This is a genomic window from Edaphosphingomonas fennica (genome assembly GCF_003034225.1).
Taxonomy (GTDB): Bacteria; Pseudomonadota; Alphaproteobacteria; order Sphingomonadales; family Sphingomonadaceae; genus Sphingomonas_E; species Sphingomonas_E fennica.
This window is the reverse complement of the sequence record NZ_PHHF01000017.1, coordinates 1-25,385: the sequence shown is the minus strand read 5'-3', so window position 1 is coordinate 25,385 and position 25,385 is coordinate 1. Positions and strand designations below refer to the sequence as shown.

At 66.7% G+C, this 25,385-nt stretch carries 22 protein-coding genes; 13 read left to right on the top strand and 9 right to left on the bottom strand.

The features are described from left to right. Positions 1 to 74 precede the first annotated feature (74 nt). The 5 genes from CV103_RS03185 to CV103_RS03165 are packed head-to-tail and all read right to left on the bottom strand — an operon-like array spanning position 75 to position 5,644. Positions 75 to 1,703: a class I adenylate-forming enzyme family protein gene (locus CV103_RS03185; RefSeq protein ID WP_107393962.1), complete on the bottom strand. Its 1,629-nt coding sequence runs from the start codon at positions 1,701 to 1,703 to the stop codon at positions 75 to 77. Further along, a complete protein-coding gene (locus CV103_RS03180) occupies positions 1,700 to 2,935 on the bottom strand; it encodes an acyl-CoA dehydrogenase family protein (RefSeq protein ID WP_107393961.1) in 1,236 nt (411 codons plus the stop codon). The genes CV103_RS03185 and CV103_RS03180 overlap by 4 nt, the downstream gene beginning before the upstream one ends. Then, positions 2,925 to 4,052 carry an acyl-CoA dehydrogenase family protein gene (locus CV103_RS03175; protein WP_107393960.1) on the bottom strand — a complete coding sequence of 376 codons (1,128 nt, stop codon included), beginning with the start codon at positions 4,050 to 4,052 and terminating at the stop codon, positions 2,925 to 2,927. The genes CV103_RS03180 and CV103_RS03175 overlap by 11 nt, the downstream gene beginning before the upstream one ends. Next, positions 4,049 to 4,930 carry an amidohydrolase family protein gene (locus tag CV103_RS03170; protein WP_107393959.1) on the bottom strand — a complete coding sequence of 294 codons (882 nt, stop codon included), beginning with the start codon at positions 4,928 to 4,930 and terminating at the stop codon, positions 4,049 to 4,051. Before CV103_RS03170 ends, CV103_RS03175 begins: the two co-directional genes overlap by 4 nt. Beyond that, positions 4,931 to 5,644, bottom strand: a complete 714-nt coding sequence (locus tag CV103_RS03165) for a TetR/AcrR family transcriptional regulator (RefSeq protein ID WP_245896632.1) — start codon at positions 5,642 to 5,644, stop codon at positions 4,931 to 4,933. A gap of 341 nt (positions 5,645 to 5,985) precedes the next feature. Between CV103_RS03165 and CV103_RS03160 the strand changes: the two genes are divergently transcribed. Both CV103_RS03160 and CV103_RS03155 read left to right on the top strand, forming a co-directional pair. Then, positions 5,986 to 6,840: a helix-turn-helix domain-containing protein gene (locus tag CV103_RS03160; protein WP_015459857.1), complete on the top strand. Its 855-nt coding sequence runs from the start codon at positions 5,986 to 5,988 to the stop codon at positions 6,838 to 6,840. 183 nt (positions 6,841 to 7,023) lie between these two features. Further along, complete coding sequence (locus CV103_RS03155) at positions 7,024 to 7,326, top strand: hypothetical protein (protein WP_015459858.1); 303 nt, start codon at positions 7,024 to 7,026, stop codon at positions 7,324 to 7,326. 154 nt (positions 7,327 to 7,480) lie between these two features. Here the strand turns inward: CV103_RS03155 and CV103_RS03150 are convergent, their stop codons facing one another. Then, the gene (locus tag CV103_RS03150; RefSeq protein WP_107393957.1) at positions 7,481 to 8,173 is read right to left on the bottom strand and encodes a Crp/Fnr family transcriptional regulator; all 693 of its coding nucleotides are present in this window, start codon (positions 8,171 to 8,173) and stop codon (positions 7,481 to 7,483) included. A 76-nt stretch (positions 8,174 to 8,249) separates the two neighbouring features. Here CV103_RS03150 and CV103_RS03145 point away from each other — a divergent pair, with 76 nt between their 5' ends. The 10 genes from CV103_RS03145 to CV103_RS03100 all read left to right on the top strand — a co-directional run bounded on the left by CV103_RS03145 (position 8,250) and on the right by CV103_RS03100 (position 20,988). Continuing rightward, the gene (locus CV103_RS03145) at positions 8,250 to 10,082 is read left to right on the top strand and encodes an acyclic terpene utilization AtuA family protein (RefSeq protein ID WP_245896631.1); all 1,833 of its coding nucleotides are present in this window, start codon (positions 8,250 to 8,252) and stop codon (positions 10,080 to 10,082) included. 1 nt (position 10,083) lies between these two features. Then, complete coding sequence (locus CV103_RS03140) at positions 10,084 to 10,887, top strand: Coq4 family protein (RefSeq protein ID WP_107393955.1); 804 nt, start codon at positions 10,084 to 10,086, stop codon at positions 10,885 to 10,887. Between the two features lie 179 nt (positions 10,888 to 11,066). Then, the gene (locus CV103_RS03135; RefSeq protein ID WP_107393954.1) at positions 11,067 to 13,379 is read left to right on the top strand and encodes a TonB-dependent receptor; all 2,313 of its coding nucleotides are present in this window, start codon (positions 11,067 to 11,069) and stop codon (positions 13,377 to 13,379) included. A gap of 28 nt (positions 13,380 to 13,407) precedes the next feature. Next, positions 13,408 to 14,289 (top strand): alpha/beta fold hydrolase, encoded by an 882-nt coding sequence (locus CV103_RS03130; RefSeq protein WP_245896630.1) that lies wholly within the window; start codon positions 13,408 to 13,410, stop codon positions 14,287 to 14,289. After that, entirely contained in the window at positions 14,282 to 16,099 is a 1,818-nt protein-coding gene (locus CV103_RS03125; protein WP_107393953.1) for a long-chain-acyl-CoA synthetase, read from the top strand. Before CV103_RS03130 ends, CV103_RS03125 begins: the two co-directional genes overlap by 8 nt. A gap of 2 nt (positions 16,100 to 16,101) precedes the next feature. Then, positions 16,102 to 17,298 (top strand): acyl-CoA dehydrogenase family protein, encoded by a 1,197-nt coding sequence (locus CV103_RS03120; protein WP_107393952.1) that lies wholly within the window; start codon positions 16,102 to 16,104, stop codon positions 17,296 to 17,298. 7 nt (positions 17,299 to 17,305) lie between these two features. Beyond that, positions 17,306 to 18,256, top strand: coding sequence for a bifunctional MaoC family dehydratase N-terminal/OB-fold nucleic acid binding domain-containing protein (locus CV103_RS03115; protein WP_015459866.1), 951 nt, complete (start codon positions 17,306 to 17,308; stop codon positions 18,254 to 18,256). Between the two features lie 10 nt (positions 18,257 to 18,266). Continuing rightward, complete coding sequence (locus CV103_RS03110; protein WP_107393951.1) at positions 18,267 to 19,409, top strand: acyl-CoA dehydrogenase family protein; 1,143 nt, start codon at positions 18,267 to 18,269, stop codon at positions 19,407 to 19,409. Further along, entirely contained in the window at positions 19,406 to 19,819 is a 414-nt protein-coding gene (locus CV103_RS03105) for a MaoC family dehydratase (RefSeq protein WP_015459868.1), read from the top strand. Before CV103_RS03110 ends, CV103_RS03105 begins: the two co-directional genes overlap by 4 nt. Further along, positions 19,819 to 20,988 (top strand): lipid-transfer protein, encoded by a 1,170-nt coding sequence (locus tag CV103_RS03100; protein ID WP_107393950.1) that lies wholly within the window; start codon positions 19,819 to 19,821, stop codon positions 20,986 to 20,988. The genes CV103_RS03105 and CV103_RS03100 overlap by 1 nt, the downstream gene beginning before the upstream one ends. A 30-nt stretch (positions 20,989 to 21,018) precedes the next feature. On the opposite strand, the gene msrB is transcribed toward CV103_RS03100, so the two are convergent. From msrB to CV103_RS03085, 3 genes are all read right to left on the bottom strand, one after another. Continuing rightward, a complete protein-coding gene (msrB, locus tag CV103_RS03095; RefSeq protein WP_107393949.1) occupies positions 21,019 to 21,468 on the bottom strand; it encodes a peptide-methionine (R)-S-oxide reductase MsrB in 450 nt (149 codons plus the stop codon). 140 nt (positions 21,469 to 21,608) lie between these two features. After that, complete coding sequence (locus CV103_RS03090) at positions 21,609 to 23,786, bottom strand: TonB-dependent siderophore receptor (RefSeq protein ID WP_107393948.1); 2,178 nt, start codon at positions 23,784 to 23,786, stop codon at positions 21,609 to 21,611. Between the two features lie 170 nt (positions 23,787 to 23,956). After that, positions 23,957 to 24,703, bottom strand: coding sequence for a FadR/GntR family transcriptional regulator (locus tag CV103_RS03085; RefSeq protein WP_107393947.1), 747 nt, complete (start codon positions 24,701 to 24,703; stop codon positions 23,957 to 23,959). A gap of 172 nt (positions 24,704 to 24,875) precedes the next feature. On the opposite strand from CV103_RS03085, the gene CV103_RS03080 reads away from it, so the two are divergent. Continuing rightward, the coding region (locus CV103_RS03080; protein WP_483863827.1) for an enolase-like domain-containing protein at positions 24,876 to 25,385 on the top strand (510 nt) is incomplete at its 3' end.

The window sequence follows — 25,385 nt, the reverse complement described above, 5'->3', positions numbered from 1 at the left end:
TTCCTTCTCTCAATGGAGTGGATGGAAGGCCGGGCCGCCGAACGTTCGCCCAACGCGATCCCCCGCCATCGGCCTCAACCCGCCTCGCGCAGCGCCCGGCGGTCGAGCTTGCCCATATGGTTGCGGGGCAGGTGGGGCAGGATGCGGATTTCGGTGGGCAGCTTATGCGGGGCGAGCTTCGTAGCGAGCGCCTCGGTCAGCCGGGCGGCGTCCACTTTCCCGCCCGGTATCGGCGATATCGCCAGCACCACACGCTCACCCATGCGTTCATCGGGCAAGCCGAAGGCGGCGGCGTCGCCGACGCCGGCCTCGCCCAGCGCCGCGAACTCCACTTCCGAGCAGGCGATATTCTCGCCGCCCGAGATGATGATGTCCTTCTTGCGATCGACGACATAGAGATAATTGTCGGCGTCAAGATAGCCGATGTCGCCGGTGGCGACCCAGCCGTCGCGGAAGACGCGGGCGCTTTCGTCCTCCCGGTTCCAGTAGCCGCGCGCCACCATGGGGCCGCGGATCACGATCTCCCCAGCCTCGCCGGCGGGAAGCTCGCGGCCGTCATCGTCGAGGATGCGCACGTCCGCGACGGGGACGACCCGGCCCGACGTGCCCGGCCGCTCGACCAGATCGGCGGTGGAGGCGGCGCAGACCGTGCCCGCCGTTTCCGTCTGGCCGAAGCCGCAGCCGAAGCCGGCATGGGGGAACATCGCGCGGATATCGGCGAACAGCATCGGCGGCAGCGCCTGCCCGCCAATGCCCAGCCCCATCAGCGAGGACAGGTCGCGCTGTCCGTCATGGGCGCGCACCATATCCCACAGCATGGCCGGCGATCCCGACAGCGCCGTCACCTTTTCCCGCTCGATCAGGTCGAGCGCGGCATCGGCGCTCCATTTGCCGAGGATCACGATCTTGCCGCCGGACAGCAAGGTGTTCAGGAAATCGGAACCGCAGCCGGAAATATGGAAGAGCGGGAAGGCGTTGAGCACCGCCGGCTGGCGGGCGGCCAGCAGCTTCACGATTTCCGGGTCCATCCCCGCCATCGCCTTGGCGCCGACGAAGGCGCGGGAGAACATGGTGGTGGCGATCCCCTGCGTCAGCGCGCGGTGGCTGAGCCGCGCGCCCTTGGGCAGGCCGGATGTGCCGGTGGTGAACATGATGACGGCATCGTCATCGGGATCGACGGCGACGGGATCGAGGCGGTGGCCTTCCCCCGGCCGGGCATCCGCGTCGCAATCGATCAGCCGGCCGGCGGGCCAGCCGCCCGCGAGGGCCTGCGCGCGCCGCCCATCCGCCACGATCAGCGTGCAATCGGCGTCGGCCGCCGCCGCCGCCATGTCCGGTCCGGTGCCCCGGCTGTTGATGAGGACGGCGACCCCGCCCAGCGCGGTGATCGCGGCGAAGGCGGCCATCCATTCCGGCCGGTTGGCCATGGCGATGCCGATATGCCGTCCGCGCACCGCGCCCAGCCGGTCGGCCAGCATCGCGGCCCAGGCACCGGCATGGGCGAAGAAGGCGTCGTAGCTGAACCGGCTTCCCTCATGGACGATGCAGTCCCGATCGCCGAACGCGGCCGCCGCCCGATAGAGTGCGGCCAAGGTGCGCGGGCCGTTGCGGAAGGCGCGCATCGCCACGCCGCCCACGTCGATCTCCTCAAGCTCGTGCGGCGCGCCGGGCGCGGTCAGGGCGAGGATCAGCGGATCGGTCATGCTCTCTCCTGTTTCGCCGGCTCTTGTCTGGCCGGTTCCTGTCTGGCGGGTTCCTGCCGGGGCGGTCTGGCCTCGCGCGGCAGGCCCAGGCCGCGTTCGGCGATGATGTTGCGCTGGATCTGGCTGGTGCCGGCCCAGATCGAGTCCGATCGCGATTCCAGATACATCTTCTGCAGCCGCCAGGCATCGCCGCCCGGCTCGGCAATGTCGCCCGCCGGCCCCAGCACGTCCATCGCCAATTCGCCCAGCCGCTGGTGCCAGCTCGTATAATAGAGCTTGTAGGTAAGCCCCGCCCGGCTGAGCCCGGTATCGCCCAGCATGCGGAGCGCGGTGTAGCGCATCACCCGCAATTCGGCCTCGGCCCGCGCCAGCCGCTTGGCGATGGCCGGATCGGCGATCGCCCCGTTGCTCCGCGCCGCGCGGATCACGCGGTCCAGCTCGGTGCGGAAGCTCATCTGCTGGCCGAGGGTGGAGACGCCGCGCTCGAAGGTCAGCGTCGCCATCGCCACGCGCCAGCCTTCGCCGGGCGTGCCCAGCACGTTTTCGGCCGCCGTCTCGGCGCCGTCCAGGAACACCTCGTTGAAGCTGCTGCCGCCGGTCATCTGGCGGATCGGGCGGATGTCCACGCCCTTGCCGTCCAGCGGCACCAGCAGCATGGAAAGCCCCTTGGCGCCGCTGCTGCCGGGCTCGGTGCGCACCAGCGCCATGCCCCATTGCGAATATTGGGCGAAGGAGCTCCAGATCTTCTGGCCTTCCAGCACCCAGACGGGGCCGCCCGGCCGATCCTCCAGCCGCGCGCGGGTCTGGACATTGGCGAGGTCCGATCCGGCGTTGGGTTCGGAGAAAAGCTGCGCCCACACGATGTCCACCATCGCGGTCGGCTCCAGGAAGCGGGCGCGCTGCCCGTCGCTGCCGTAGGCCATGATGGTGGGCGCCACCAGTTCCAGCCCGACATGGCTCAGCCGGCCGGGCGCGCCGCTGCGGGCATATTCCTCGTGAAAGATCACCTGTTCCATCAGGCTGGCGGCGCGGCCGCCAAAGGCCTCCGGCCAGGCCAGCCGGTTCCAGCCGGACCGGCCGAGATGGCGTTCCCACGCGAAGCGCTTGTCGATGCCCTCGCTCGTCCCCTCCATGCCGCGCACATGGCGGAAGGGGCCGTCCAGCTCGCGGTCCAGCCAGCCGCGCACCTCGCTGCGGAAGGCTTCCTGCTCGGGGGTGAAATCAAGCCGCACGCAGCATCTCCCGATCGGTGGTCATCCCGTCCGCGATGATCGCAAGCTGGCGATCCGTGTCGCCGAACAGGCCGGCGGCGGCGCGGGCGCGGCGGAAGTAAAGATGGGCGTCATGCTCCCAGGTGAAGCCGATGCCGCCATGATAATGGATCATGTCCGCCGCGCAGCGCGACAGGGCGTCGCTGGCCATCAGCTTGGCGGTGGCGGCGGCGATCGGCAGTTCCTCCGGCCGTTGATCGGCGACGGCGGCCGCATACCAGACGGCGGATTCGGCCGCCTCGACCAGCAGGGCGAGATCGGCCAGCGCATGCTTCACCGCCTGGAAGGCGCCGATCGGCTGGCCGAACTGGATGCGCTGCCTGGCATAATCGACCGTGCGGTCGAGCGCGGCGGCGGCCGCCCCCATCTGTTCGGCCGCAAGGGTGGCGTTGGCGTGGAGCAGCAGCGCCTCGAACGCATCGCCCGGCAGCACCGCTTCCGGACCTGCGCGAACGGCGGTCAGGTCGATCCGCGCCACGGCGCGGCCGATATCGATCGAATTCTGGCGCGTGGCGGCAAGCCCCTCGGTCGCGGCCGGGATCGCCACGAAGCGGATGGCCTCGCCATCGCGGGCGGCGACCAGCAGCAGATCGGCGACATGGCCGTCCAGCACGAAGCCGGCCGCGCCGTCCAGCACGCAGTCCTGCCCTTCGCGGCGCAGGCGCACGCCCACGTCGCCCGGCAGGTGGCGGCCTTCGGGATGGGTGAGCGCGACGGTCGCGGTGATCTCGCCGCGCGTGATCGGCGGCAGCCAGCGCGCGCATTGTTCCTCGTCGCCGGCGATCGATAGCGCGCGGGCGGCCAACATGGTGGCGATCAAGGGAGAAGGCAGCAGCGCGCGGCCGCAGGCGGCGGCCAGGATCGAAAGCTCGATCTGGCCCAGGCCAAGGCCGCCCGCGCTTTCCGGCACGATGATCCCGCTCCAGCCCAGTTCCACCATCTGCCGCCACACCGCCGGATCATGGCCCGGCTCGCTCGCGGCCGCCGCGCGCACGGCCTGCGATCCGCCGACCTCCTCCACGAAGCGCGCCGCCATTTCCCGCAGCATCGCCTGTTCCTCGGTGAAGGCGAAACTCATGCCGGGTCCTTGATCTTGAACAGCCGCTTGGCGTTGTCGCGCAGGAATTTGGGCCACACCTCGTCCTTGAAGGGCACCTGCGGCAGCTCCGCGAAGATGCGATCGAGGCTGAGGCCGGACGGGTAATAGCCGGCGTAGAGGACCTGGCTGGAACCGCGCGTGTTGGCGAAATCCACGATCGACTTCGGATAATAACGTGGCGCGAACGCGCTCGTCGAATAATAGAGGTTGGGATATTTTATCATCAGCTTGACGGCCAGCTCGTCCCACGGCTCGGCGCCGTGGCGCATGATGAATTTCAGCTCGGGGAAGAACCAGCAGACCTCGTCCACCAGCTCCACCTTCTGCGGCGCCATCGGCACGCGCGGGCCGGGCACGCCCACATTCACCATCACCGGAATGTCCAGCTCCACGGCGGTGGCGTAGAGCAGGTACATCTTCTTGTCGTTGATCGGCACCTGCGGGTTGAGGCCGCAGGGGAAGATGGAAAGGGCGGCGATGCCATGGTCCTTGTGCAGCCGCTTGATCCGGCGCACCTCGTCCATCCCCTCATTGGGATTGACCGGCAGTTCCCACAGAACCCGGTCGCCGAAGCGGCGCTCGATCTCCGCGATATGATCGGACCCTTCGTAGAAGCCCATCATCGCGGTGCCGATATTATGCTTGTCCATCTCCGCGAAGGTGTGGCCGATCAGGTCGTCCACGCCGTCGAAATTGGGGATGCCCTTGAACATATATTGGGCCGGCATCTTGAAGGCCTGCCGGCTTTCCTTGTCCATCAGCAGCGGCAGGAACTGGGTGTACCATTCCTCGTTCGTGGCGCTGACCGGCACGTTCAGCATCAGATCGACAACGCGGACATCCGTTGGAAACGGCATTCATCTCACTCCTGGGCTGGGATGCCCGGCAAGGCCGGACAGAAAGGGAAGGGCGGCAAGCGCATCGGCATGGCGAAGGCTGCCCGGCGCGGGATCGCGGCCGCGGAACATGCGGTAGACGATCAGCGCCAGCCATTCGGCCAGCGCATCCTCCGCAAGCTCCAGCGGCTGCAGCGATCGCAGGCGCCAATTGGCGTAAGCGACCATCGGCATCTCGCCCGCGCCCAGCGCGGCATAGCCCAGCATCAGCGCGCGGGCGCTGCCGGGGGAAGGCGGGGCGCCGGGCTCCGGCCAGCGATCGGTGACGAGATATTCCAGATAACGCTGATAATCGGCGTGCGCGGCGGCAAGGCTCTTGGGGCTGTCTTCCGATAAGGGCACCCAGGCGCGCATCAGACCGGGATTGCGCAGATAATTGCCGGTCTGGATGGCATGGTGGATGCGCAGCTTTTCGAACAGGCGATCGGCGGCATCGCCATCCATCGCCTCGTCGATCGCCAGGAAGGGGGCGATCATCTCGCCGCAAAGCTCGGCCGCGATTTCGCGCAGGTCCTGGAAATAGCGATAGAAAAGGCCGGATGCGACCTGCGCCTCCGTGGTGATGTCGACAACGCGGGCACGGCGATAGCCCATGCGGTTGAAGGTGATGCGCGCCGCTTCCTTGATCCGTTCGCGCGCCGCCTCGCCCCGTGCCGTGCGCGGTCCGCGCGGCAATGGCTGCCGGCCCGCATATCCGCCGCGCGGCGCGCAACGCGCCCGGCCGGAAGCGATGGCGGCGGAAGGGAAGGAGGGGGAAGGCATGGGGCTGCGGTCGTCCGTCGCGCTGCGGTGGAAGGCGAGGTTAGCCGTGGCGTTTCGCGGTTCAATCCCCGGTCCGGGGCGCTTTGATATGAAAGAATCGCATCATTGCCATTTTGCGGCATGAAATGACGTGACGATAACGCAAAGCGGTGCGAGGAGGGGTGTGCGGATTGCCCCGGCAGGCATCCGAATGATAAAAGTGACACCAGGTTCACAAGAAAACCTGATCGAACGAGGCATGCGGAGAGGTGCCGATGAGCCGGAACGTGGTGGAGGCGGAGCTGCATTGCGGCTCCACGCGGGTGCGCGTCCAGACCTATAATTACGACGTGCCTTCGGAACAGGTGCGCTGCCCGTCGCAGCATCTGCTGACGCTGATGTCGGCGCGCCGCCGCCACACGTCCCGATCCTATTTCGGCCGGCCCCAATCGTCGAACCGCTACTCGCTGGGCAACCTGCTCTACGTGCCGGCGGGCCACCCCATCTGGGGCAGCGGGCCGGGCGGTCCGCTGACGATGGTGACATGCACCTTCCCCAAGGGATCGAACGAGGCGCTGGCCATGTTCGAACAGGGGTGGGACGATCATGCTCTGTCCCGCTTCGGCGATATCCGGTCGAACCGCATCGTCGAGGCGATGCGCCGCCTGGGGCAGGAGGCGCTGGAACCGGGCTTCGGCAGCGACATATTGGTCGATGCGCTCACCAGCATGCTGCCGGTCGAACTGGTCCGCCATTTCGAAGGGCTCGCCATGCGCGGCAGCGCGATACGCGGCGGGCTGGCGCCACATCAGCTGCGCGCGATCGAGGATCATGTCCGCGCCTGGCCCGCCGGCGGCGTGCGGGTGAGCGACCTTGCGGCGCTGACCGGCCTCAGCCGCGGGCATTTCATGCGCGCCTTCAAGCAGAGCACCGGCAAGACGGTGCATAATTTCGTCGAGGATGTCCGGCTGGATCACGCCAAAAGCCTGCTGATCGACAGCGACAAGCCGCTGAAGCAGATCGCCGCGATGCTGGGCTTCGCCAATCCGGCCAGCTTCTCGCTCGCCTTCCGCCGCATGACCGGGGAAGCGCCGGGGCGCTATCGCAACATGCGCCAGGGCGTGGACTGACCAGGCCCCCGGCCGGGTGGACAAATTCCGATGGTGATCGCTGCCGGGTTTCGGGCCGGTTCTGCGATGGGCTGAATGACCGGAATGTCGGGGATTGCTGACCGTCCGCTTTTTTAGCGGGGATCGGCTGTCGCGGACCGCTTCGCATTGACCTGCCGGGCGCCGGAAGGGCAACTTGCTACTATGCAAACGATCGAACTCGATGGCTCTCGATGGTCCGAACGCCTCGATTTTTGGTTCGCTTTGCGGGCAGCCTTGGGCGTGCTCCCGGAGCACGGCACCGGCTTCGATGCCTTTGAGGATTCGGTTTTCTACCATCCCGAAATGCTCAGCGTCCGGCCACCGTTTACCGTGGTCGTCCATAACGCGCCTCCTATTGCGCGCTCTGACATCGAACAGATGGCGGAAGGTTGGGCCTTTCAGCGCAAATGGAAGAGGGAGAACTACGGTGATGATGTTGAGGCGCTGATCGTTGCTGTGCTGTAGGGCGGATATCTGACTCTCAATGGCCCCTTTGTCGGCACATCCCGACAGGCAGCAATTGGGTCGAAAACTCCAACAGCGGCCGTGATCCGGATTTGTCCACCCGCCTGGGCCGGAGCGCGAGCCGGAGGGTGGGTGGCAGCTGGTCTGGTCGCGGTCATCCGCCTTCGCGGGCGACCCTTTCGATGCCGGCAAGGTCGCGCAGGATGATGTGGCCGTAGCCGCGATCGATCAGGCCCTGCGCCTCCAGCGTCGCAAGGTGTTGGCTGGTCGTCTTGCGGGAAAGGCCGGCCGTTTCCCCAAGCTGTTCCTGGCTCAGGCGGACGATCGCGGTGCCGTCGGCGGATAGGCCGGCCGCCGCCAGCAGCCGGGCGGCGAGACGGGGGCGGGGCGGCAGCGCGATCACCTCGGCCACCATCTGCAAGGCGTTGCGGACATTGGCATAAGCGGAATCGGCGATGGCGCGCCACAGTTCCGGGTGGCGGGCGCCGATCCGTTCCAGCGCCTCCACGCCGATTTCCAGCACCACGCCCGGTTCCGCGCAGATCGCGGTGACGAGGCGTGGCCCGCCGCTAAAACGCGTCGCATGGCCCAGCACCGCGCCGGGGCCGGATGCGCCCAGCATCACCTCGCGATCGCCGGGCGCCTGGCAATAGGAATGGAACAAGCCGTGGAGGACGACGAACAGGCCGTCCCGCTCATCGCCCTCGGCCTGCGCCCATTCGCCGGCGTTCAACCGCACCAGCCGGCCATGATCGAGCAGCGCGGCGGCCAGCTCGGCCGGGTGCCGGCCCAGCCATTCGGTCCGGCGCAGCAGGGCCAGCGCAGAGGCGCGTTCGTCGGATTTCATGGCAGGATTGTAACCATCGTAACAATCATCCGCCAGCCAAAGCTCTAGCCTCGCCCAAAAATGGGAGGAGAGGATGATGGCGGGCCGCGAGCAGAAGATCGTCCGGATCGGCGGGGCCACCGCGTCCTTTTCCGATACCGCTCTGTCTGTGCCGCAGCTGCTGGCGGCGCCCGACCTCGATTATATGATCCTCGATTATCTGGCCGAAGGTTCGATGGGGATATTCGGCCGCATGCAGGCGGCCGATCCCGAGGCCGGTTTCGGCGGCGACTTCCTGACCGTTCATATCGGCCCTTACCTGCGGGACATCGCCGCGCGCGGCCTGAAGGTGGTCGCCAATGCCGGCGGCGTGAACCCGGCTGGTCTCGCCCGCGCGCTGGAGGCGATGATCGCAGAACTGGGGCTGAGCCTGACGGTGGCCTATGTGGATGGCGATGATCTGCGGCCCGACATCCCGCAATTACGCGCCGCCGGCCATCGCGACATGTTCACCGGGGACCCATTCCCGGACAATGTGATCAGCGCCAACGCCTATTTCGGCGCCTTCCCGATCGCCGAGGCGCTGGCGCGGGGCGCGGATATCGTCGTCACCGGCCGGGTGGTGGACAGCGCCCTCGCGCTCGGCCCGCTGATCCATGAATATGGCTGGACCGAGCAGCAATATGATCTGCTCGCCGCCGGCACGCTGGCCGGGCACCTGCTGGAATGCGGCGCGCAGGTGACGGGCGGCACCTTCACCGATTGGCGGGACGTGCCCGACTGGGCGAATATCGGCTTTCCGATCGCCGAATGCCGCGCCGACGGCAGCTTCGTGCTGACCAAGCCGGACGGAACGGGCGGGCTGGTTTCGATCGGCACGGTGGCGGAGCAATTGCTCTACGAGGTCGGCGATCCGGCGGACTATATCGTCGCCGACGTCCGCTGCGACTTCAGCGGCGTGGCGCTGGAGCAGATCGGCCCCGATCGGGTGCGGGTGAGCGGCGCGCGCGGCAATCCGCCCACCGCGCAATATAAGGTGTGCGTCACCTTCGACGCCGGCTGGCGCGCCACCGCCTACCAGCCCATCCTGGGCGAGGATGCGGCGGAGAAGGCGCCCCGGCAGGCCGAGGCGCTGTTCGCGCGGGCGAGGGCCCTGCTCCGCGCCCGCAACCTCCCCGATTTCACCGCGACGGATACGGTGATGATCGGCGCGGAGGCGAGCTATGGCGACCATGCCCGGCCGGGCGCCGCGCGGGAGATTATCTGCAAGCTGGTGGCCGATCACCCCGAAAAGGCGGGCGCGGACATCTTCGCGCGCGAGCAATGGGCCGGCATTTCCGGCATGGCGCCTGGCACGTCGATCAACCTCGGCACGCAGGTGCTGCCGATGACCGGCATATTCCTCTTCCTGCTGGACAAGGCAGCCGTGGCCGCCCCGCGCGTGACGATCGGCGGCGTAACGCAGGCGGCGCCACCGTGGCTCCCGCCCCAAGGCGGGGATGTTCCCGCGCCGGCCCCGCCGCCCTTCGCGGATGACGGTGCGTTCGCGGGGCCGGCCGGGACGGTCGATCTGATGCAGCTCGCCTGGGCGCGCAGCGGCGACAAGGGGCATCTGTTCAACGTCGCGGTGATCGCGCGGCGGGCGGATTATCTCCCCTTCCTGCGCGCGGCGCTGACGGCGGAGGCGGTGGCCCGATGGTATCGCCATTTCGGACGGAACGGCGTGCCGCCGCGGGTGGACCGCCATGAGGTGCCCGGCTTCCACGCCCTGAACTTCGTGGTCCACGACGCGCTTACCGGCGGCATCAATGCCAGCACCCGGCTGGATCCCGCCGCCAAGGGCATGGCCCAGATGCTGTTGCGTTTCCCCGTCGCCGTGCCGGCGGCATTGGCCGAGGCGCTCGCGCCCGCCGGCCGGAAAGGAGCCTGAAATGGATTATTCCTACCTGATGAAGGGCATAAAGCCGGTCGCGACCGAAAGCAGCGTGCTCATAAGCTCGTCCCGCTACCTGAACGACGCGCGCGTGCGCGATTGGGTGGCGACCCACATGCTCCGCCGCAACGGCGCGGACGTGCCGACGCCTTCGGATTCGATCCAGCTCGTGCAGATCCTGCGCGAGGTGCAGGACATCGATCATATCAACGCGCTGTTCGCGGCGGAGCGCAAGTGCAATCCCGCGCTGGACGCATGGTTCGAGGAAGGCTTCGTCTCCACCTTCCAGCTGGAGGACCTGAAGGATTATCCGCCTGAAAGCGTGGGCGGGCTGTTCCACGCGCAGCTTGCCGGCAATGATCTGCAGGTCGATATCGTGCCGCGTTTCACGCCCCGCAACGATTATGAATATTTCCAGCTTCGCGCCGGCCAGACGCATGATCTGGAACATATATTGGGCGGCGGCGGCTTCGATTTCATCGGCGAGCTGGTGCCTTATTACATGCGGCTGGCCAATCTGTTCGTTCACCTGGATGCGGAGCTGGCGGGCGAGCTTTCCGCTTTCTCGATCCTGGGATCGACACGCATCCTGACCCGCGCCGTGCTCCATTATCCGCGGACCTGGCTGGCGACGCTGGATGCGATGGAAAGGGGCGCGGCGGTGGGGCGCCAGTCCGACCCGCTGTTCCTGATGCGCTACGAGGATATTTTCGCGCTGACGCCCGGCGAGGCACGCGAGAAGCTGGGCATCCGGGGCGTGCGCATCGCCGATACGGCGGCGGCCTCCGCGCAGTGGAACTGAAGCCCGCCCGCGCGGATGGACCATTTTATGATTCTATCCGGCAATGGTGTTGGGATTTGACAACACACGGCCGCTGCGCGCCGCGCCGGGCATTCTAAGACCTTCCTCCAGCGGATCATATCGCCGCCGACAACGGGATCAGAGAACCCCGATCGGCGTGAAGGGAGGAGCTTCGGACAATGCGTAATCTTCGCCGATCGACAAAGGCGCAGCGACGCCGGCTGGCCTATCTTGGAAGCGGGCTGACGCTGCTGGCGGTATCGCCGGCCATGGCCCAGGGCCAGGGCAGCGAGGCGGCCATCGACGCGCAGGGCCTGGAGGATATCGTCGTCACTGCACAGAAGCGCAGCGAATCCCTGCAGCGCACGCCGCTCGCGATCAGCGCCGTCAGCGCCGAGACCATCGAGACGCGGCGGATCACCGACGCATCGATGCTGAACGCGGTCGCGCCCAACCTGTCGACGACGATGGGGCCGTCGTCGCGCAGCCACCTGATCATCCAGATCCGCGGCATCGGCGAATCCGAACCGATCCTGACGGCGGACAGCCCGATCGGCGTCTATGTCGACGGGGTGATCGTCGGCCGGTCGACCGGCGCCATCTTTGAGCTGGTCGATCTGGAGCGGATCGAGGTGCTGCGCGGGCCGCAGGGCACGCTCTATGGCCGCAACACCACGGGCGGCGCGGTCAACCTCATCACCAAGAAGCCGTCCGACGAATTCGGGGTGGATGTCACCGGCAGCTACGGCAACCGCAATTACTGGCAGGGCAGGGGATCGATCGACACGGGCGAGATCGGCCAGAGCGGCCTGAAGCTGAAGCTCAGCTACCTACACAAGCAGGCCGACGGCTATGTCGACAATCTGGACCTGAAGGGCAGCCGCGATCCCGGCGCCTACAACACCGATGCCGTGCGCGCGGCGCTCAGCTTCGATCGCGGCGGGGATTTCCGCTTCGATTATGCGTTCGACTGGGCCGATATGCGCGGCGTCGCGCCGATGGCGCAGCTCACGATCGCCAAGCAGGACCTGATCGATTATTTCAGCCGTTCTCCGGCGATGGGCGGTACGGCCTTCATCCCGCCCAGCACGACGCGGCTGAAGGAAGCGCGGCCCGATCTTACCGCCACCTGGGATCGCAACATCAGCCACACCGCCACCGCCGAGGTGGATCTGACCCCGGACCTGACGGTGCGGTCGATCACCGGCTTCCGCAAATGGAAGAACACGATCGCCAATACTGATCTGGACGGCAATTCCGGGCTGAAGGGGTATGTCGTGAGCCCCACGCCGCCGGGTATCCAGCCGGTGCAATTGTTCGGTGCGGACAATGCCCGCCGGCAGCATCAGTTCAGCCAGGAGCTGAACGCGATAGGCCAGATCGGCTCCAGCTTCGAATATGTGGCTGGCGCCTATTTCTTCCGCGAGGAAGCGCATGAGCGCAATCCGCAGGCTTATACCTTCGTGCAGAACATAACGGGTGTCGGTCTGGTCGGCATTAACCTTGGAAATCTCGTCGATTACGACACAGAAAGCGAATCCAAGGCGCTGTTCGGCCAGGGGACCTACAGCTTCACCGACACGCTGAGCTTCACGGGCGGCGTGCGCTACACCTGGGACGACAAGAAGCTGATCCAGCGGGCGCCGTTCGTGCGGCAGCTTTCGCGGTCCTTCTCCAAGTTCAATTATGCCGCAACTTTGACCTGGCAGGCGACGCCGGACATCATGACCTATGCCCGCATCGCCAGCGGCTACAAGGCGGGCGGGTTCAACCCGCGCGCGGTGAACGACGGCTATGATCCGGAAACGGTGACGTCCTACGAAGTCGGCCTGAAGAGCGAGCTGTTCGATCGCCGCCTGCGCTTCAACGGCACGCTGTTCTATGCCGACCTGAAGGACAAGCAGCTCAACCAGTTCGTCGCCGGCACCGGTGGCGCCGCCAGCCAGACGCTGAATGCGGGCAAGGCGGACTTCAAGGGCGTGGAGCTGGAGGTCGAGGCGCTGCCCTTCGACAATTTCCGCCTGAACGCGGCCTTCGGCTATGTCGATCGCAACTTCAAGGAGCTGCTGGCGGTCGATCCGGCCGACAACCAGACCAAGGACTATTCCGACATCGGCCGCTTCAGCTATTCGCCCAGCACGACGCTGAACGCCGGCGCGCAATATACGATCGATGCCCTGTCCGTGGGCGCGCTCTCCTTCAGGCTCGATTATACCTACAAGAGCAAGGTGCACTATAACGTGCTGCCGGGGCCGCCTTTCTCGCCCTATGACGCCGATATCGCGGCGCCGGGCTATGGCCTGCTCGATGGCCGGATCATGCTGGCGGATGTGGCGCTGGGCGGCGGATCCGCCACCTTCACCCTCTGGGGCAAGAACCTGACCAACAAGGTCTATCGCATCTCCGGCATCGACTTCGGTTCGCTGGGCTTCGCCGTCAACAGCTATGGCGAGCCGCGCGCCTACGGCGTCGACATGCGTTTCAAGTTCTGAACCATCCTCGATGCGGACGGGAACGGGAATGAGCGAGATGGATCTGGCCGAGCGGATCAGCTTCCGGGGGCATGGCGGCATCGCCCTCGCGGCCGATGTGCGCGGGCCAGCGGCCGGCCGGCCCGTCCTGCTGCTGCACGGCGGCGGCCAGACGCGACGGGCGTGGGATGCGACGGCGGATGTGCTGGCGAAGCGCGGCTTCCGTTGCACCACGCTCGACCTGCGCGGCCATGGCGAGAGCGCCTGGTCCCCGGACGGCATCTACCGGCTGGAGCTGTTCGCCGAGGATGTGCGCCATGTCATCAGCGAGATCGGCGACGCGCCGATATTGATCGGCGCGTCGCTGGGCGGGCTATCCTCCATGCTGGCCTGCGGGGAGGAGCCGCGCGCACCGCTTTCGGCGCTGGTGCTGGTGGATATCGTGCCCCGGCTGGAGCGGAGCGGCGGCGATCATGTCGTGGGCTTCATGCGCGGCACCAAGGACGGCTTCGACAGCCTGGAGCAGGCGGCCGAGGCGATCGCCGCCTATCTGCCGCACCGCCCACGCCCCCGGTCGCTGGACGGCCTCGCCAAGAATCTGCGGCGAGGCGAGGACGATCGTTATTACTGGCGGTGGGACCCGGCCTTCGTGCGGCCGCGCGACGACTGGGACCCGGAAGCGACCAACCGGCGGCTTTCAACCGCACTCCAGACCGTCGATGCGCCGATCCTGCTGGTGCGCGGCACCCGGAGCGAGGTGGTGTCCGAGGAGTCGCTCCGTGACTTCAAGGCGCTGCGGCCCGATGCCGAGATAGCGGAGATCGCGGACGCCCGGCACATGGTGGCCGGCGACGACAATGATGCCTTCCTGACCGCCATCATCACCTTCGTCGCGCGGCGGGCCGAAGCCGGGGAGGCGCGGCATGGCTGACTGGCAGCTTCCTACCCGCGAGGAAACCATGGCGCGGCTGATGCGCGGCTATGGCCGGGTCGCCGGCTTTCGCCGGGATCTGGACTATACGGTGGCCGACCGGCTGGAGGAGCGGGCGGCCGATCATGCCGACACGCCGTTCATCCTGTTCGAGGATCAGCGGCTGACCTTTGCGGAGGCGAACGCGGCCGCCAACCGTGTTGCCCACGCCGCGCTGGCGGCGGGATTGCGCAAGGGCGACGTCGTCGCGCTGATGATGCTCAACCGGCCGGATTTCGTGCTGATCTGGCTGGGGCTGGCCAAGATCGGCGTCGTGACGGCGCTGATCAACACGTCCGCCAGCGGGCCGGTGCTCGTGCATGCGCTGCGCCAGGTCGGCGCGCGCGGGCTGATTGTCGATTCCGCGCTGGCGCGCGGTTTGGCCGATCTCGACCGGGTCGATCTTCCGTCGCTGCTGTGGGAGCAGGCCGAGCCCGGAACGCCGCTTGCCGGGCTGGCGGACGTGCGCGATCTGGGAAGGGAGATGGCGGCCGCCGACAGCGCCGATCCCGATCGCGCATCCCGCGCCGGCGTGGTGATGGGCGATCCGCTCTATCTGATCTTCACCTCCGGCACGACCGGCCTGCCCAAGGCCGCGAAGATGAGCCACATGCGTTTCCTGAACGCCGGGGAGATGATGGGCGGCCTGATGGAATTCGGGCCGGGGGATGTGTTCTACTGCGTCCTGCCGCTCTATCATGGCGCGGGCGGCATGGTGGTGCCTTCGACCGCGCTCGCCTTCGGCGTGCCCTTCGTCTTGCGCCGCAAATTCTCGGCCAGCGGCTTCTGGCAGGATGTCCGTCGACACGGGATCACGTCCTTTTATTATATCGGCGAGATCTGCCGCTATCTGCTCGCCGCGCCGGAGCGGCCGGACGATCGCGACAACAGCCTGCGGGTGATGACGGGCGCCGGCCTGAAGCCCGATGTGTGGGAAGCCTTCACCCGGCGCTTCGGCATCGGCCAGGTGTTCGAGGGGCTGGGATCGACCGAGGCCAATTACGGCATCACCAATGTCGACAACCGTATCGGGTCGGTGGGACGCGTTCCCTATCCGGCGCACACCAACATGAAGTTCGTCCGCTATGACGTGGAAGCCGACGATCATGTCCGCGATGCCGACGGCAGGCTCGTCGAGGCGAAGCCCGGCGAGGTGGCGGAGCTGATCGCCGAGGTGCTGGGCGGCAGCGGCGTCGCCGGCTTCTTCGAGGGCTATACATCGGCCGAGGAGACCGAGCGCAAGCTGCTGCGCGACGTGGTGCGCCCCGGCGACGTCTGGTTCCGTTCGGGCGATCTCGTGCGGTTCGACGAGCAGGATTATTTCTACTTCGTCGACCGCATCGGCAACACCTTCCGCTGGAAGAGCGAGAATGTCTCCACCGAGGAGGTGGCGACGGTGCTGGGCGGCTTTCCGGGGCCGGAGATCGTCAACATCTATGGCGTGGCCGTGCCGGGCACGGAGGGACGGGCGGGCATGGCGGCGCTCACTTATGCCGATCTCTCGGCCTTCGACGGCGAGGCTTTCCATCGCTTCGCGACCAGCCGGCTCGCGCCCTACGCGGTGCCGCTGTTCGTGCGGCTCACGCGGGCGGCGGACATGACCAGCACTTTCAAGCTGCGCAAGATCGATCTGCAGCGCGAAGGCTATGATCCCGCCAATGTAGGGGGCGATCCGCTGTTCGTCGCCGATCCCGCCGCCGGCCGATATGTGCCGCTGACGGCCGAGGCGCTCGATCGGCTCGGTATCGCACCTTTCGCTTCGGAGTCCTGAACATGCGCGTCGAACCGAGCGCGGAACAGCGGGCGCTGCGGCGCGAGTTCCGATCCTATCTGGCCGGCATCATGACGGAGGAGGTGCGCGCGGCGACCGTGGGCGCGGAAAGCGGCCCGGTCTATCGCGACGTCATCCGCCGCATGGGGACGGACGGCTGGCTCACCCCCGGCTGGCCCGTGGAATATGGCGGGCGGGGCCTCGATCCTTCGATGCAGAAGATCCTGCTGGAGGAACTGGTGCTGGCCGAGGCACCCTTTCCGTTCGTGACGGTCAACACGGTGGGGCCGGCACTGATGCGGATCGGCACCGAGGTGCAGAAGCGGGAGATATTGCCCCGGATCGCGGCCGGCGACCTGATTTTCGCCATTGGCTATACCGAGCCGGGCGCGGGATCGGACCTCGCCTCGCTCAAGACGCGGGCGGTGCGCGACCCCGGATCGGGGAGCGGGGCAGGCGGCGATGATTTCATCATCAACGGGCAGAAGGTGTTCACCAGCGGGGCGGAAGGCGCGGACTATGTGTTCCTCGCCGCCCGCACCGACCCGGAAGCGCCCAAGCACAAGGGCATCACCATCTTCATGATGGATACGAAGCTGCCCGGCTTCTCCGTCTCGCCGATCTGGACAGTGGGCGGCATCCGCACCAACGTGACCTATTATGAGGACGTCCGCGTGCCGGCGTCGATGATCATCGGCCGCGAGAATGAGGGCTGGCGGCTGATCGCCGAGCAGCTCAACCATGAACGCATCGGCCTTGCCGCGCTGACCTATGGCGCGAACGGTTGCTTCGACGATGTCGTCGGCTGGGCGCGGGAGGTGCCGGCGGCCGACGGCGGGCGGCTGATCGATCAGGGCTGGGTGCAGATGGCGCTGGCCGAATGCTATGCGCTGCTGCGCGCCATCGGCCAGATGGGCGATCGCGTCGGCTGGGAAGTATCGCAGGGCGTCACCCGGCCCGAGCTGGCGAGCGGCCTCAAGATATTCGGCACCGAAGGCATGATCCGGGTGATGCGGCTGCTGCTCGACATCATGGGATCGGCCGGACTGGTGCGCGACGGATCGCCGGGCGCGCAACTGCGGGGCCGGATCGAGCGCGAATATCGCAAATGCCAGATCAACACGTTCGGCGGCGGCACCGTCGAGGTCCTGCGCGACATGGTGGCGCAGGTCGCCTTCGGCATGCCGCGCGGGCGATAGGAGGATTATGACCGAGCAGAGCGATTTGCTGGGCCGCGCCCGGGCCTGGATCGGCCGCCCCGCCACCGCGCCGGTGACGGCGCGCGATCCGGTCAACCAGCCGATGATCCGCCGCTGGGCGGAGGCGATGGGGGATGCGAACCCGCTGTGGCACGATCCCGATGTCCGCGCCGCGGCCGGCTTTGCCGGGGCTGTGGCCCCGCCGGCGATGCTGGAGGTGTGGACGATGGCGCCCTATCGCGCCGGCGGCCGCACCGAAGACGAGGACATGGCGGTGCTGCGCCTGTTCGACGAGGCCGGATATCGCGGTGTGGTGGCGACCAATATCGAGCAGGAATATCTCCGCTACCTCGTGGAAGGCGACATCATCCATGCCCGCGCGATCGTCTCCGATATTTCGGACGAGAAGCGGACCGGGCTCGGCATCGGCCATTTCGTGACGATCGATTACGAGTTCACCGATCAGGCGGACGAGCTGGTGGGGCGGATGAAGTTCCGCATCCTCAAGTTCAAGCCGCCGCTCGAACAGTCGAAGGCGGCGGCCCCGGCAGGCGATGCCGGGGCCAATGCCTTTCCGCACCCGCGCCCGGCCATCACCCATGACAATGCCTTTTTCTGGGAGGGGCTGAAGCAGCGTAAATTGCTGATCCAGTCCTTCGACGGCCGGCTGGTCCATCCGCCGGTGCCGGCCTGCCCGGAAACCGGATCGCTGGAATGGACCACGGTGGAGGCGAGCGGAAAGGGCGTGATCCACAGCTTCGTGGTGATGCACCAGCCGCAGCTTCCCTGCTTCCAATATCCGCTGCCGGTGGTGCTGGTGGAGCTGGAGGAAGGCGTGCGCATCGTCGCCAACATGATCGATACCGCGCCCGAGGACGTCGCGATCGGCCGTGCGGTGACGCTGGATTTCGTGGAGGTGGAGCCGGATTACATCCTGCCCGCCTTCCGCCTGGCCTGAGGAGAAGGCGGTGGATTTCGCGCTCAGCGACGACCAGAAGAGCCTGCGCGATCTCGCCGCGCGGATCTTCGCCGATCATTGCACGGACGAGAGCCTGCGGGCGCTGGCCAAAAGCGGAACGGGCGATGATCCGGCGCTTTGGCGTGCCCTGGCCGAAGCGGGCCTGCTCGGCATCGGTATTCCCGAAGCGCATGGCGGGCTGGGGTTCGGCATGGCCGAGCTTGGATTGCTGCTGGAGGAACAGGGACGGAGGCTGGCGCCGGTGCCGATCTTCGCCACGCTGGTGATGGGAGCCTTGCCGGTCGCGGCCTTTGGCTCGGCCGCCCAGCAGGCGATACTGCCGCGTGTCGCGGCCGGCGAGGCGATCCTGACGGCGGCGCTGGAGGAGGCCGGCAACCCCGATCCCATCCGGCCGATGCTGCGCGCAAGGCAATCGGGCGATGGCTGGGTGCTGGATGGCGTCAAGACGGCCGTGCCCTATGGCGCGCAGGCCGAACGGATCATCGTGCCGGCGATGGGGGAGGCAGGCGTCCTCGTCTTCCTGGTCGATCCTCGTGGCGCGGGCGTCGCGGTCGCGGACCAGCAGGGCACGGACGGCGCGCCGCAGGCGGAGATCAGGTTCGATGCCGCGCCGGTGGGCGCGGCCGATCTGCTCGGCAAAGCCGGTGACGGCGACGCCATCGCCCGCTGGATCGTGGACCGCGCCCGCGCCGGGCTGGCGCATCTGCAGGTCGGCATATGCGCCGAGGCGCTCCGGCGCACGGCGGCTTATTCCAGCGAACGCATCCAGTTCGATCGGCCGCTGGGATCGATGCAGGCGGTGCAGCATCGCGTGGCGGACGGGTTCATCGATGTCGAGGCGATGCGATCCACCGCGATGCGCGCGACATGGCTGCTGGGCGAGGGGATCACGTCCCCGGCCGAGATCGAGACGGCCAAATATTGGGCGGCGATCGGCGGGCATCGCGTGGCGCACAGCGCCCAGCATCTCCACGGCGGGATCGGCGCGGATACGGATTATCCCATCCACCGCTATTTCCTGGCGGCCAAGCGGGTGGAGGTCGCGCTGGGCGGCGCCCAGCCCATGCTGGCCGCGATCGGCCGCGCCATTGCGGCCGGCGAAACCCAGTTGCTCTCAGGGGTTGAGGCATGACCTTCGACGATATCCGGCCCGGGCAGGCGCTGCCCGAACTCGCCATCCCGATCACCGCCTCGGCGATCGTCGCGGGCGCCATCGCCACCAACGATTTCCAGGACGTGCATCATGACAAGGCGGCCGCGCAGGCGACGGGCGTGCCGGATATCTTCATGAACATCCTGACCACCAACGGCCTCGTCCAGCGGTTCGTCACCGACTGGACCGGGCCGGAAGCGCGCATCCGCAAGATCGCGATCCGGCTGGGGGCGCCCAATTTCGTCGGTGACGTCATGAAGCTCAATGGCGAGGTCGCGGCCGTCGATCAGGATGCGCGCACGGCGGACATCAGGATATCCGGCCGCAACGGCATCGGCGAGCATGTCGCCGCCACCGTCACCATCGGCTTTGCGGAAGGAGCGCGCTGATGGGCACGATCAGCAACCAGGCGGCGATCGCGGGCATCGGCGCTACGGAATTCTCCAAGAATAGCGGGCGTTCGGAACTGCGCCTCGCGGTGGAGGCGACGCTCGCCGCGCTGGCCGACGCCGGCATCGATCCGGCGGAGGTGGACGGGCTTTCCACCTACACCATGGACAATAATCCCGAGATCGAGCTGTTCCGCGCGATCGGCGGGCGGCAGCTCAAATTCCACAGCCGCATCCATTATGGCGGCGGGGCGGCCTGCGCGCCGATCCTGCATGCCGCGATGGCGATCGCGGCCGGCATCGCCGAGGTGGTCGTCTGCTACCGCGCGATGAACGAGCGATCGCAATATCGCTTCGGCACCGGCCACACGCCGCCGCCGGTGCCGACGGCGGAGTCCGCCCATTATGGCTGGTATGTGCCCTTCGGCCTGATCTCGCCCGCATCCTGGGTGGCGATGCAGGCGCGGCGCTACATGCACGATCACGGCGCGACGTCGGAGGATTTCGGCCGCGTTTCCGTTGCCGCCCGCCGCCACGCCGCCACCAATCCGCGCGCCTGGTTCTATGAAAAGCCGATCACGCTGGCCGATCACCAGGCCAGCCGCTGGATCGTCGAGCCGCTTCGCCTGCTCGATTGCTGCCAGGAATCGGACGGTGCCGTCGCGGTGGTCGTCACCTCGCTGGAACGCGCGCGCAGGCTGCGCAACGCGCCCGCCGTGATCCGCGCGGCGGCGCAGGGCGCGGGCGACGACAGCCAGATGATGACCAGCTATTACCGCAAGGATATCGGCCGCATATCGGAAATGAACATCGTCGCCGACCAGCTCTACGCCCAGGCCGGCATCGGCCCGGCCGACGTGCAGGCGGCGATCCTGTACGACCATTTCACCCCCTTCGTGCTGCCGCAGCTCGAGGCGTTCGGATTTGCGAAGGAGGGTCAGGCCAGGGATTTCATCCGCGAGGGCAATATCGAGCTGGGCGGCCGGCTGCCGATCAACACCCATGGCGGCCAGCTTGGCGAGGCCTATATCCACGGGCTGAACGGCGTCGCCGAAGCCGTCCGCCTCGTGCGCGGCACCTCACCCAATCAGGTGGACGGCATCCGCAACGTGATCGTCACCGCCGGCACCGGCGTTCCGACCAGCGGCCTGATCCTCTCGCCGGATTGACGGGACGCGATATCTCCGGGCGCGATATATTCAGCCGATATCCTCGACCTGGTCGAGATAGGCGCCATAGCCTTGCGCCTCCATCTCGGCGCGCGGGATGAAGCGCAGCGCGGCGGAATTGATGCAATAGCGCAGGCCGCCCCGATCCCGCGGGCCATCGGGAAAGACATGGCCGAGATGGCTGTCGCCATGCGCCGATCGGACTTCCGTGCGGACCATGCCATGGCTGGTGTCGCGCAGTTCCGCCAAATTGGCGGGTTCGATCGGCTTGGTGAAGCTGGGCCAGCCGCAGCCGGATTCATATTTGTCCGACGAGGCGAAGAGCGGCTCGCCCGACACGATATCGACATAGATGCCAGCTTCGTGATTGTGGAGATATTCCCCGGTGCCGGGGGCCTCGGTTCCGCTCTGCTGCGTCACGCGGAACTGTTCGGGGGAGAGCCGGGCGACGGCTTCCTCCGTCTTGCGATAGCTGGTCATGTGCGTGCTCCATGGAATGGGATGCAGGTATCGGCCGCAATATCGCGACGATGTGCCATTCCTTCCAGTGGGTGGGCAGGGGGATAGCGAAAGAAAAGCGCCCTCCGCTTTGGGGGGGAGGGCGCCGGGCTTGTCATCCCTCAATAATGGTAGCGCAGCGTGACGGTGACGTTGCGGGGCTCGCCATAGGCAAGCTGGTTGTAGAAGCCGATCTGCGAGTAATATTTCTTATCGAACAGGTTTTCGATATTCACCTGCAGGGATAGGCCGTTCTGCAACTGGTAACGGCCCATGAGGTTGACCAGCGCATAGGGCTTCACCTTCAGGCGCTCGGGCGTGCCGAGCACCGGATTTTCGGTATCGGTATAGCTCAGCCCCTCCCAGTTCACGCCGCCGCCGACCGTGAGGCCGTCCAGCGATCCTCCGAAACGATAGGTGGAGAACAGGCGCAGAAGCTTCTGCGCGAACAGCGTGTTGATGCGGTTGCCGTCGGCGTCCTTGGCCTTGAACTGGGTGTAATTGGCGCTCAGCGCCCAGCCCGGCAACAGCTCGCCGTTCGCTTCGACCTCGAAACCGGTGCTGTGCGCGCCCTCCGCCGCATAATAGGCCTGGTTGATGGTGCCCGGAACGAGCTGGCCGGGATCGGCCTGCCCCAGATTGTCCTGCTCGATCCGGAAGACCGAGATGGCTGTATTGAGCCTCCCCTGGAAGAAGCTGCTCTTCAGGCCGCCCTCATAGTTGATGCCGGTGACCGGCGGCAGAAAATCGCCGTTGCGATCCTGATAGTTCTGCGGCTGGAAAATCTTGGTATAGCTCGCATAGATCGTGTGGTTGGACGCGATGTCGTAGAGGATGCCGGCATAGGGCAGGAAACGGTTCTTGTCGCCAAAATCGGCGATCGCGCCATAGGATGTGCCGCTGCGCTTCCAGCTGCTCAGCCGCCCCCCAAGGATGACCTTCAGCTCATCCGTGATCGAAAGACGGGTCGCACCGAAATAACCCCATTGCTTGGTGATCTGATCGACATCGTGGGATGCGGTGCTGCTCCACACGGGTTCCGGGTAGGAGCCGTCCCATGCGAAGAAGTCGCCCGGCGTGGCGACCGTGGCCGGATCGGCGGCGAAGCTGTAGAAATCCAGATCCTGCCTGGCGTAGCTCGCCCCGAAAACCAGCTGATGCTCGCGGCCGAAAAGCTGATACTTGCCGTTGACGCGGACACCGACATCCGCCTGGTCTAGCTTGCCGTCGTAGCGGGCGCCAAAGGCACCGAGGCCCAAACCGGTCTGCTGGTCCACCTGACCCGAAAGATAGAGCAGGTGCATGTTGCTCTTGTTCTCGGAATAGCTGCCATAAGCGAGGACCGACCAGTTTTCGCCGATCTGCTGGGTGAGGTTGGCGAAATAGGTCTGGTTGGTCGAACCCCAGCGCGTCCAGTCCGCGCCCACGGACTTGGAGCGCTTCCAGTCCGTGCGCGAGCCATCGGAATACCAGACGGGCAGGCCGCCCCATTGGGTGCCGCGCGGATCATTGTCCTGATAGCTGGCGCCGAAGCTCAGCTTGGTCGTAGGCGTCAGATCGGCATCGACGACGCCGTAGAGCACGAGCTTCTTGTTGTGGAGGAGATCGGTGAAGCTGTCGCCTTCCTCATATTTGGCGACGACCCGCGCCCGCACGTCGCCATTGCCCGTGACGGGCGCGCTGACATCGGCCATCGCGAAATAATTGTCCCAGCGGCTGGCTGCGGCGGTGAGCGTCGCGGTGAAGCGATCGCTGTCGGCATGCTTGCGGATGAGGTTGATCGAGGCCGAGGGATTCCCCGCGCCGGTCAGCAGGCCGGTGGCGCCGCGCACGATCTCGACCCGCTCGTAAAGGGCGACGTCGATTTCGGATTCGCCGGCGCTGTAGGCAGAATCCCATTGCAGCGGCACCCCGTCGATCTGGTAATTGTCGATCGCGAAGCCGCGCGCGGAAAAGCCGTTGCGGGCGCTGTCGAACGCCTTGGACGACACGCCGGCGGCATTGTTGATGACGTCGCTCAGCGCACGGATGCCCTGATCCTCGAGGCGCTGCGCCGTCATCACCGTCACGGATTGCGGCGTTTCGCGGATGGAGAGGCCGAGGCCGGTGGCGGAGCCGAGCTTTTCGTTGGTGGTGTAGGAGCCGGTGACGATGATGTCGCCGCTGTCCCCGGCCTTTTCGGCTTTCGCTTCCTGTTCCGATTGCGCCCATGCCGGCGGGCTCCCGATCGCCAATGCCAAGGCAAGCGCGGCGCAGGACAGGCCGCGCCGGGACAGCGCGAGGGAAGGCAGTAGGATCATTTCAATCACCCCGGAATAGCTTGGCAAAAACGCTATTGAGAATCGTTTGCGGCAACTATGGGGTGATGCCGGACCTGTCAACATGGCCGGCGTAGAGGATCAAAATCGGCGTGAGCCGGCTCTTGGGCGCGCGTGCACTACCGCGAATGTTGCGGCCGGCCGGCCTTTTCTCAGGCGGGGGTGCCGTATTTGAGGCGGTGCGCCTCGATGCGGGCGCGGGCCTGTTCCATTTCCTGCACCTCGGTCGCGGCCAGCACGGATTCGAGCACCTGGGTCAGGTGATCGCGCATGGCGGCGCGCGCCGGATCGGGCTGGCGCAGGCGCAGCGCATCGAGGATACGGGCATGTTCGTCCGCACGGGGGCCGATGCCGGCGGCGTGCGCCCTGCCGCTCATGATCTGATATTGGGGGGAGCGCGCCCGCGCATCCCACAGCATGTCCACGGCGGCCACCATCGCGCTGTTCTGGGTCGCCCTCGCGACGGCCAGATGGAAGCGGCGGTCGGCATCCTCGGCGGCCGCAAGCCTGTCCGCATCGCGCATCTCGTCGACCAATGCGGCAAGCGCCTCGATTTCCGCATCGGTGATGCGCGCGGCCGCCAGTGCGCAGGCCTCGCCTTCGATCAGGCGGCGAGCCTCGATCAGTTCGAACGGGCCGATATCATTCTTTACCGCCTCGCCCTCCTGGGGCAGGCGGGAGATCACATAGACGCCCGATCCCATCCGAGCTTCGACCAGCCCGTCCAGCTCGAGCGCGAAGATGGCTTCGCGGATCGTGGGGCGCGATACGGCATAGGCCTGCGCGAGTGCGCGTTCCGCCGGCAGGCGCTGGCCCACCGGATATTCGCCGGCAGCGATCCTGCCGGCAAGGTCGCGCGACACGCGCTCATATAGCCGGCCGGTATCCTCAAGCTCCATGCCCGGGTGTTAACCGGTATGGCCAATTCGGGCAATGGCGGTTCCGACGTGCCGTTCCAGGCTTATGCCTTAAGCATGACGAATACGTCCGGCGTTGATTTTGGTCAGGCCAATTGATAATATTGGTCAGGGTGGAGGCGAAAGGCGCCTCCCGCACAGCTTCAGGACAGCCATGCCGAGGATCACCGCTGCGCGGGTTATCGTGACGAGCCCTGGTCGCAATTTCGTGACGCTGAAGATCGAGACGGAGGCGGGGATATATGGACTGGGCGACGCGACCCTGAACGGGCGCGAGCTGGCGGTGGCCTCCTACCTCGCCGATCATGTCGCGCCCTGCCTGATCGGGCGGGATGCGCACCGGATCGAGGATATCTGGCAGTTCCTCTACAAGGGCGCCTATTGGCGGCGCGGGCCGGTGACGATGTCGGCGATCGCGGCGGTCGATACCGCGCTGTGGGACATCAAGGGCAAGATCGCCGGGCTTCCGGTCTACCAGCTGCTCGGGGGCGCGAGCCGCGAGGGCGTGATGGTCTATGGCCACGCCAATGGCAGGACGATCGAGGAGACGATCGACAATGCGCTCCATTATCAGGAGCAGGGCTATAAGGCGATCCGCCTGCAATCGGGGGTGCCGGGGCTGGCCTCCACCTATGGCGTGTCGAAGGACCGTTATTTCTACGAG

Coding starts and splice junctions, on each gene's coding strand:
- CV103_RS03185 (WP_107393962.1), bottom strand. CDS start 1,703: ATGACCGATCCGCTGATCCTCGCCCTGACCGCGCCCGGCGCGCCGCAC.
- CV103_RS03175 (WP_107393960.1), bottom strand. CDS start 4,052: ATGAGTTTCGCCTTCACCGAGGAACAGGCGATGCTGCGGGAAATGGCG.
- CV103_RS03170 (WP_107393959.1), bottom strand. CDS start 4,930: ATGCCGTTTCCAACGGATGTCCGCGTTGTCGATCTGATGCTGAACGTG.
- CV103_RS03160 (WP_015459857.1), top strand. CDS start 5,986: ATGAGCCGGAACGTGGTGGAGGCGGAGCTGCATTGCGGCTCCACGCGG.
- CV103_RS03155 (WP_015459858.1), top strand. CDS start 7,024: ATGCAAACGATCGAACTCGATGGCTCTCGATGGTCCGAACGCCTCGAT.
- CV103_RS03150 (WP_107393957.1), bottom strand. CDS start 8,173: ATGAAATCCGACGAACGCGCCTCTGCGCTGGCCCTGCTGCGCCGGACC.
- CV103_RS03145 (WP_245896631.1), top strand. CDS start 8,250: ATGGCGGGCCGCGAGCAGAAGATCGTCCGGATCGGCGGGGCCACCGCG.
- CV103_RS03140 (WP_107393955.1), top strand. CDS start 10,084: ATGGATTATTCCTACCTGATGAAGGGCATAAAGCCGGTCGCGACCGAA.
- CV103_RS03135 (WP_107393954.1), top strand. CDS start 11,067: ATGCGTAATCTTCGCCGATCGACAAAGGCGCAGCGACGCCGGCTGGCC.
- CV103_RS03130 (WP_245896630.1), top strand. CDS start 13,408: ATGAGCGAGATGGATCTGGCCGAGCGGATCAGCTTCCGGGGGCATGGC.
- CV103_RS03125 (WP_107393953.1), top strand. CDS start 14,282: ATGGCTGACTGGCAGCTTCCTACCCGCGAGGAAACCATGGCGCGGCTG.
- CV103_RS03120 (WP_107393952.1), top strand. CDS start 16,102: ATGCGCGTCGAACCGAGCGCGGAACAGCGGGCGCTGCGGCGCGAGTTC.
- CV103_RS03115 (WP_015459866.1), top strand. CDS start 17,306: ATGACCGAGCAGAGCGATTTGCTGGGCCGCGCCCGGGCCTGGATCGGC.
- CV103_RS03105 (WP_015459868.1), top strand. CDS start 19,406: ATGACCTTCGACGATATCCGGCCCGGGCAGGCGCTGCCCGAACTCGCC.
- CV103_RS03100 (WP_107393950.1), top strand. CDS start 19,819: ATGGGCACGATCAGCAACCAGGCGGCGATCGCGGGCATCGGCGCTACG.
- msrB (WP_107393949.1), bottom strand. CDS start 21,468: ATGACCAGCTATCGCAAGACGGAGGAAGCCGTCGCCCGGCTCTCCCCC.
- CV103_RS03090 (WP_107393948.1), bottom strand. CDS start 23,786: ATGATCCTACTGCCTTCCCTCGCGCTGTCCCGGCGCGGCCTGTCCTGC.
- CV103_RS03085 (WP_107393947.1), bottom strand. CDS start 24,703: ATGGAGCTTGAGGATACCGGCCGGCTATATGAGCGCGTGTCGCGCGAC.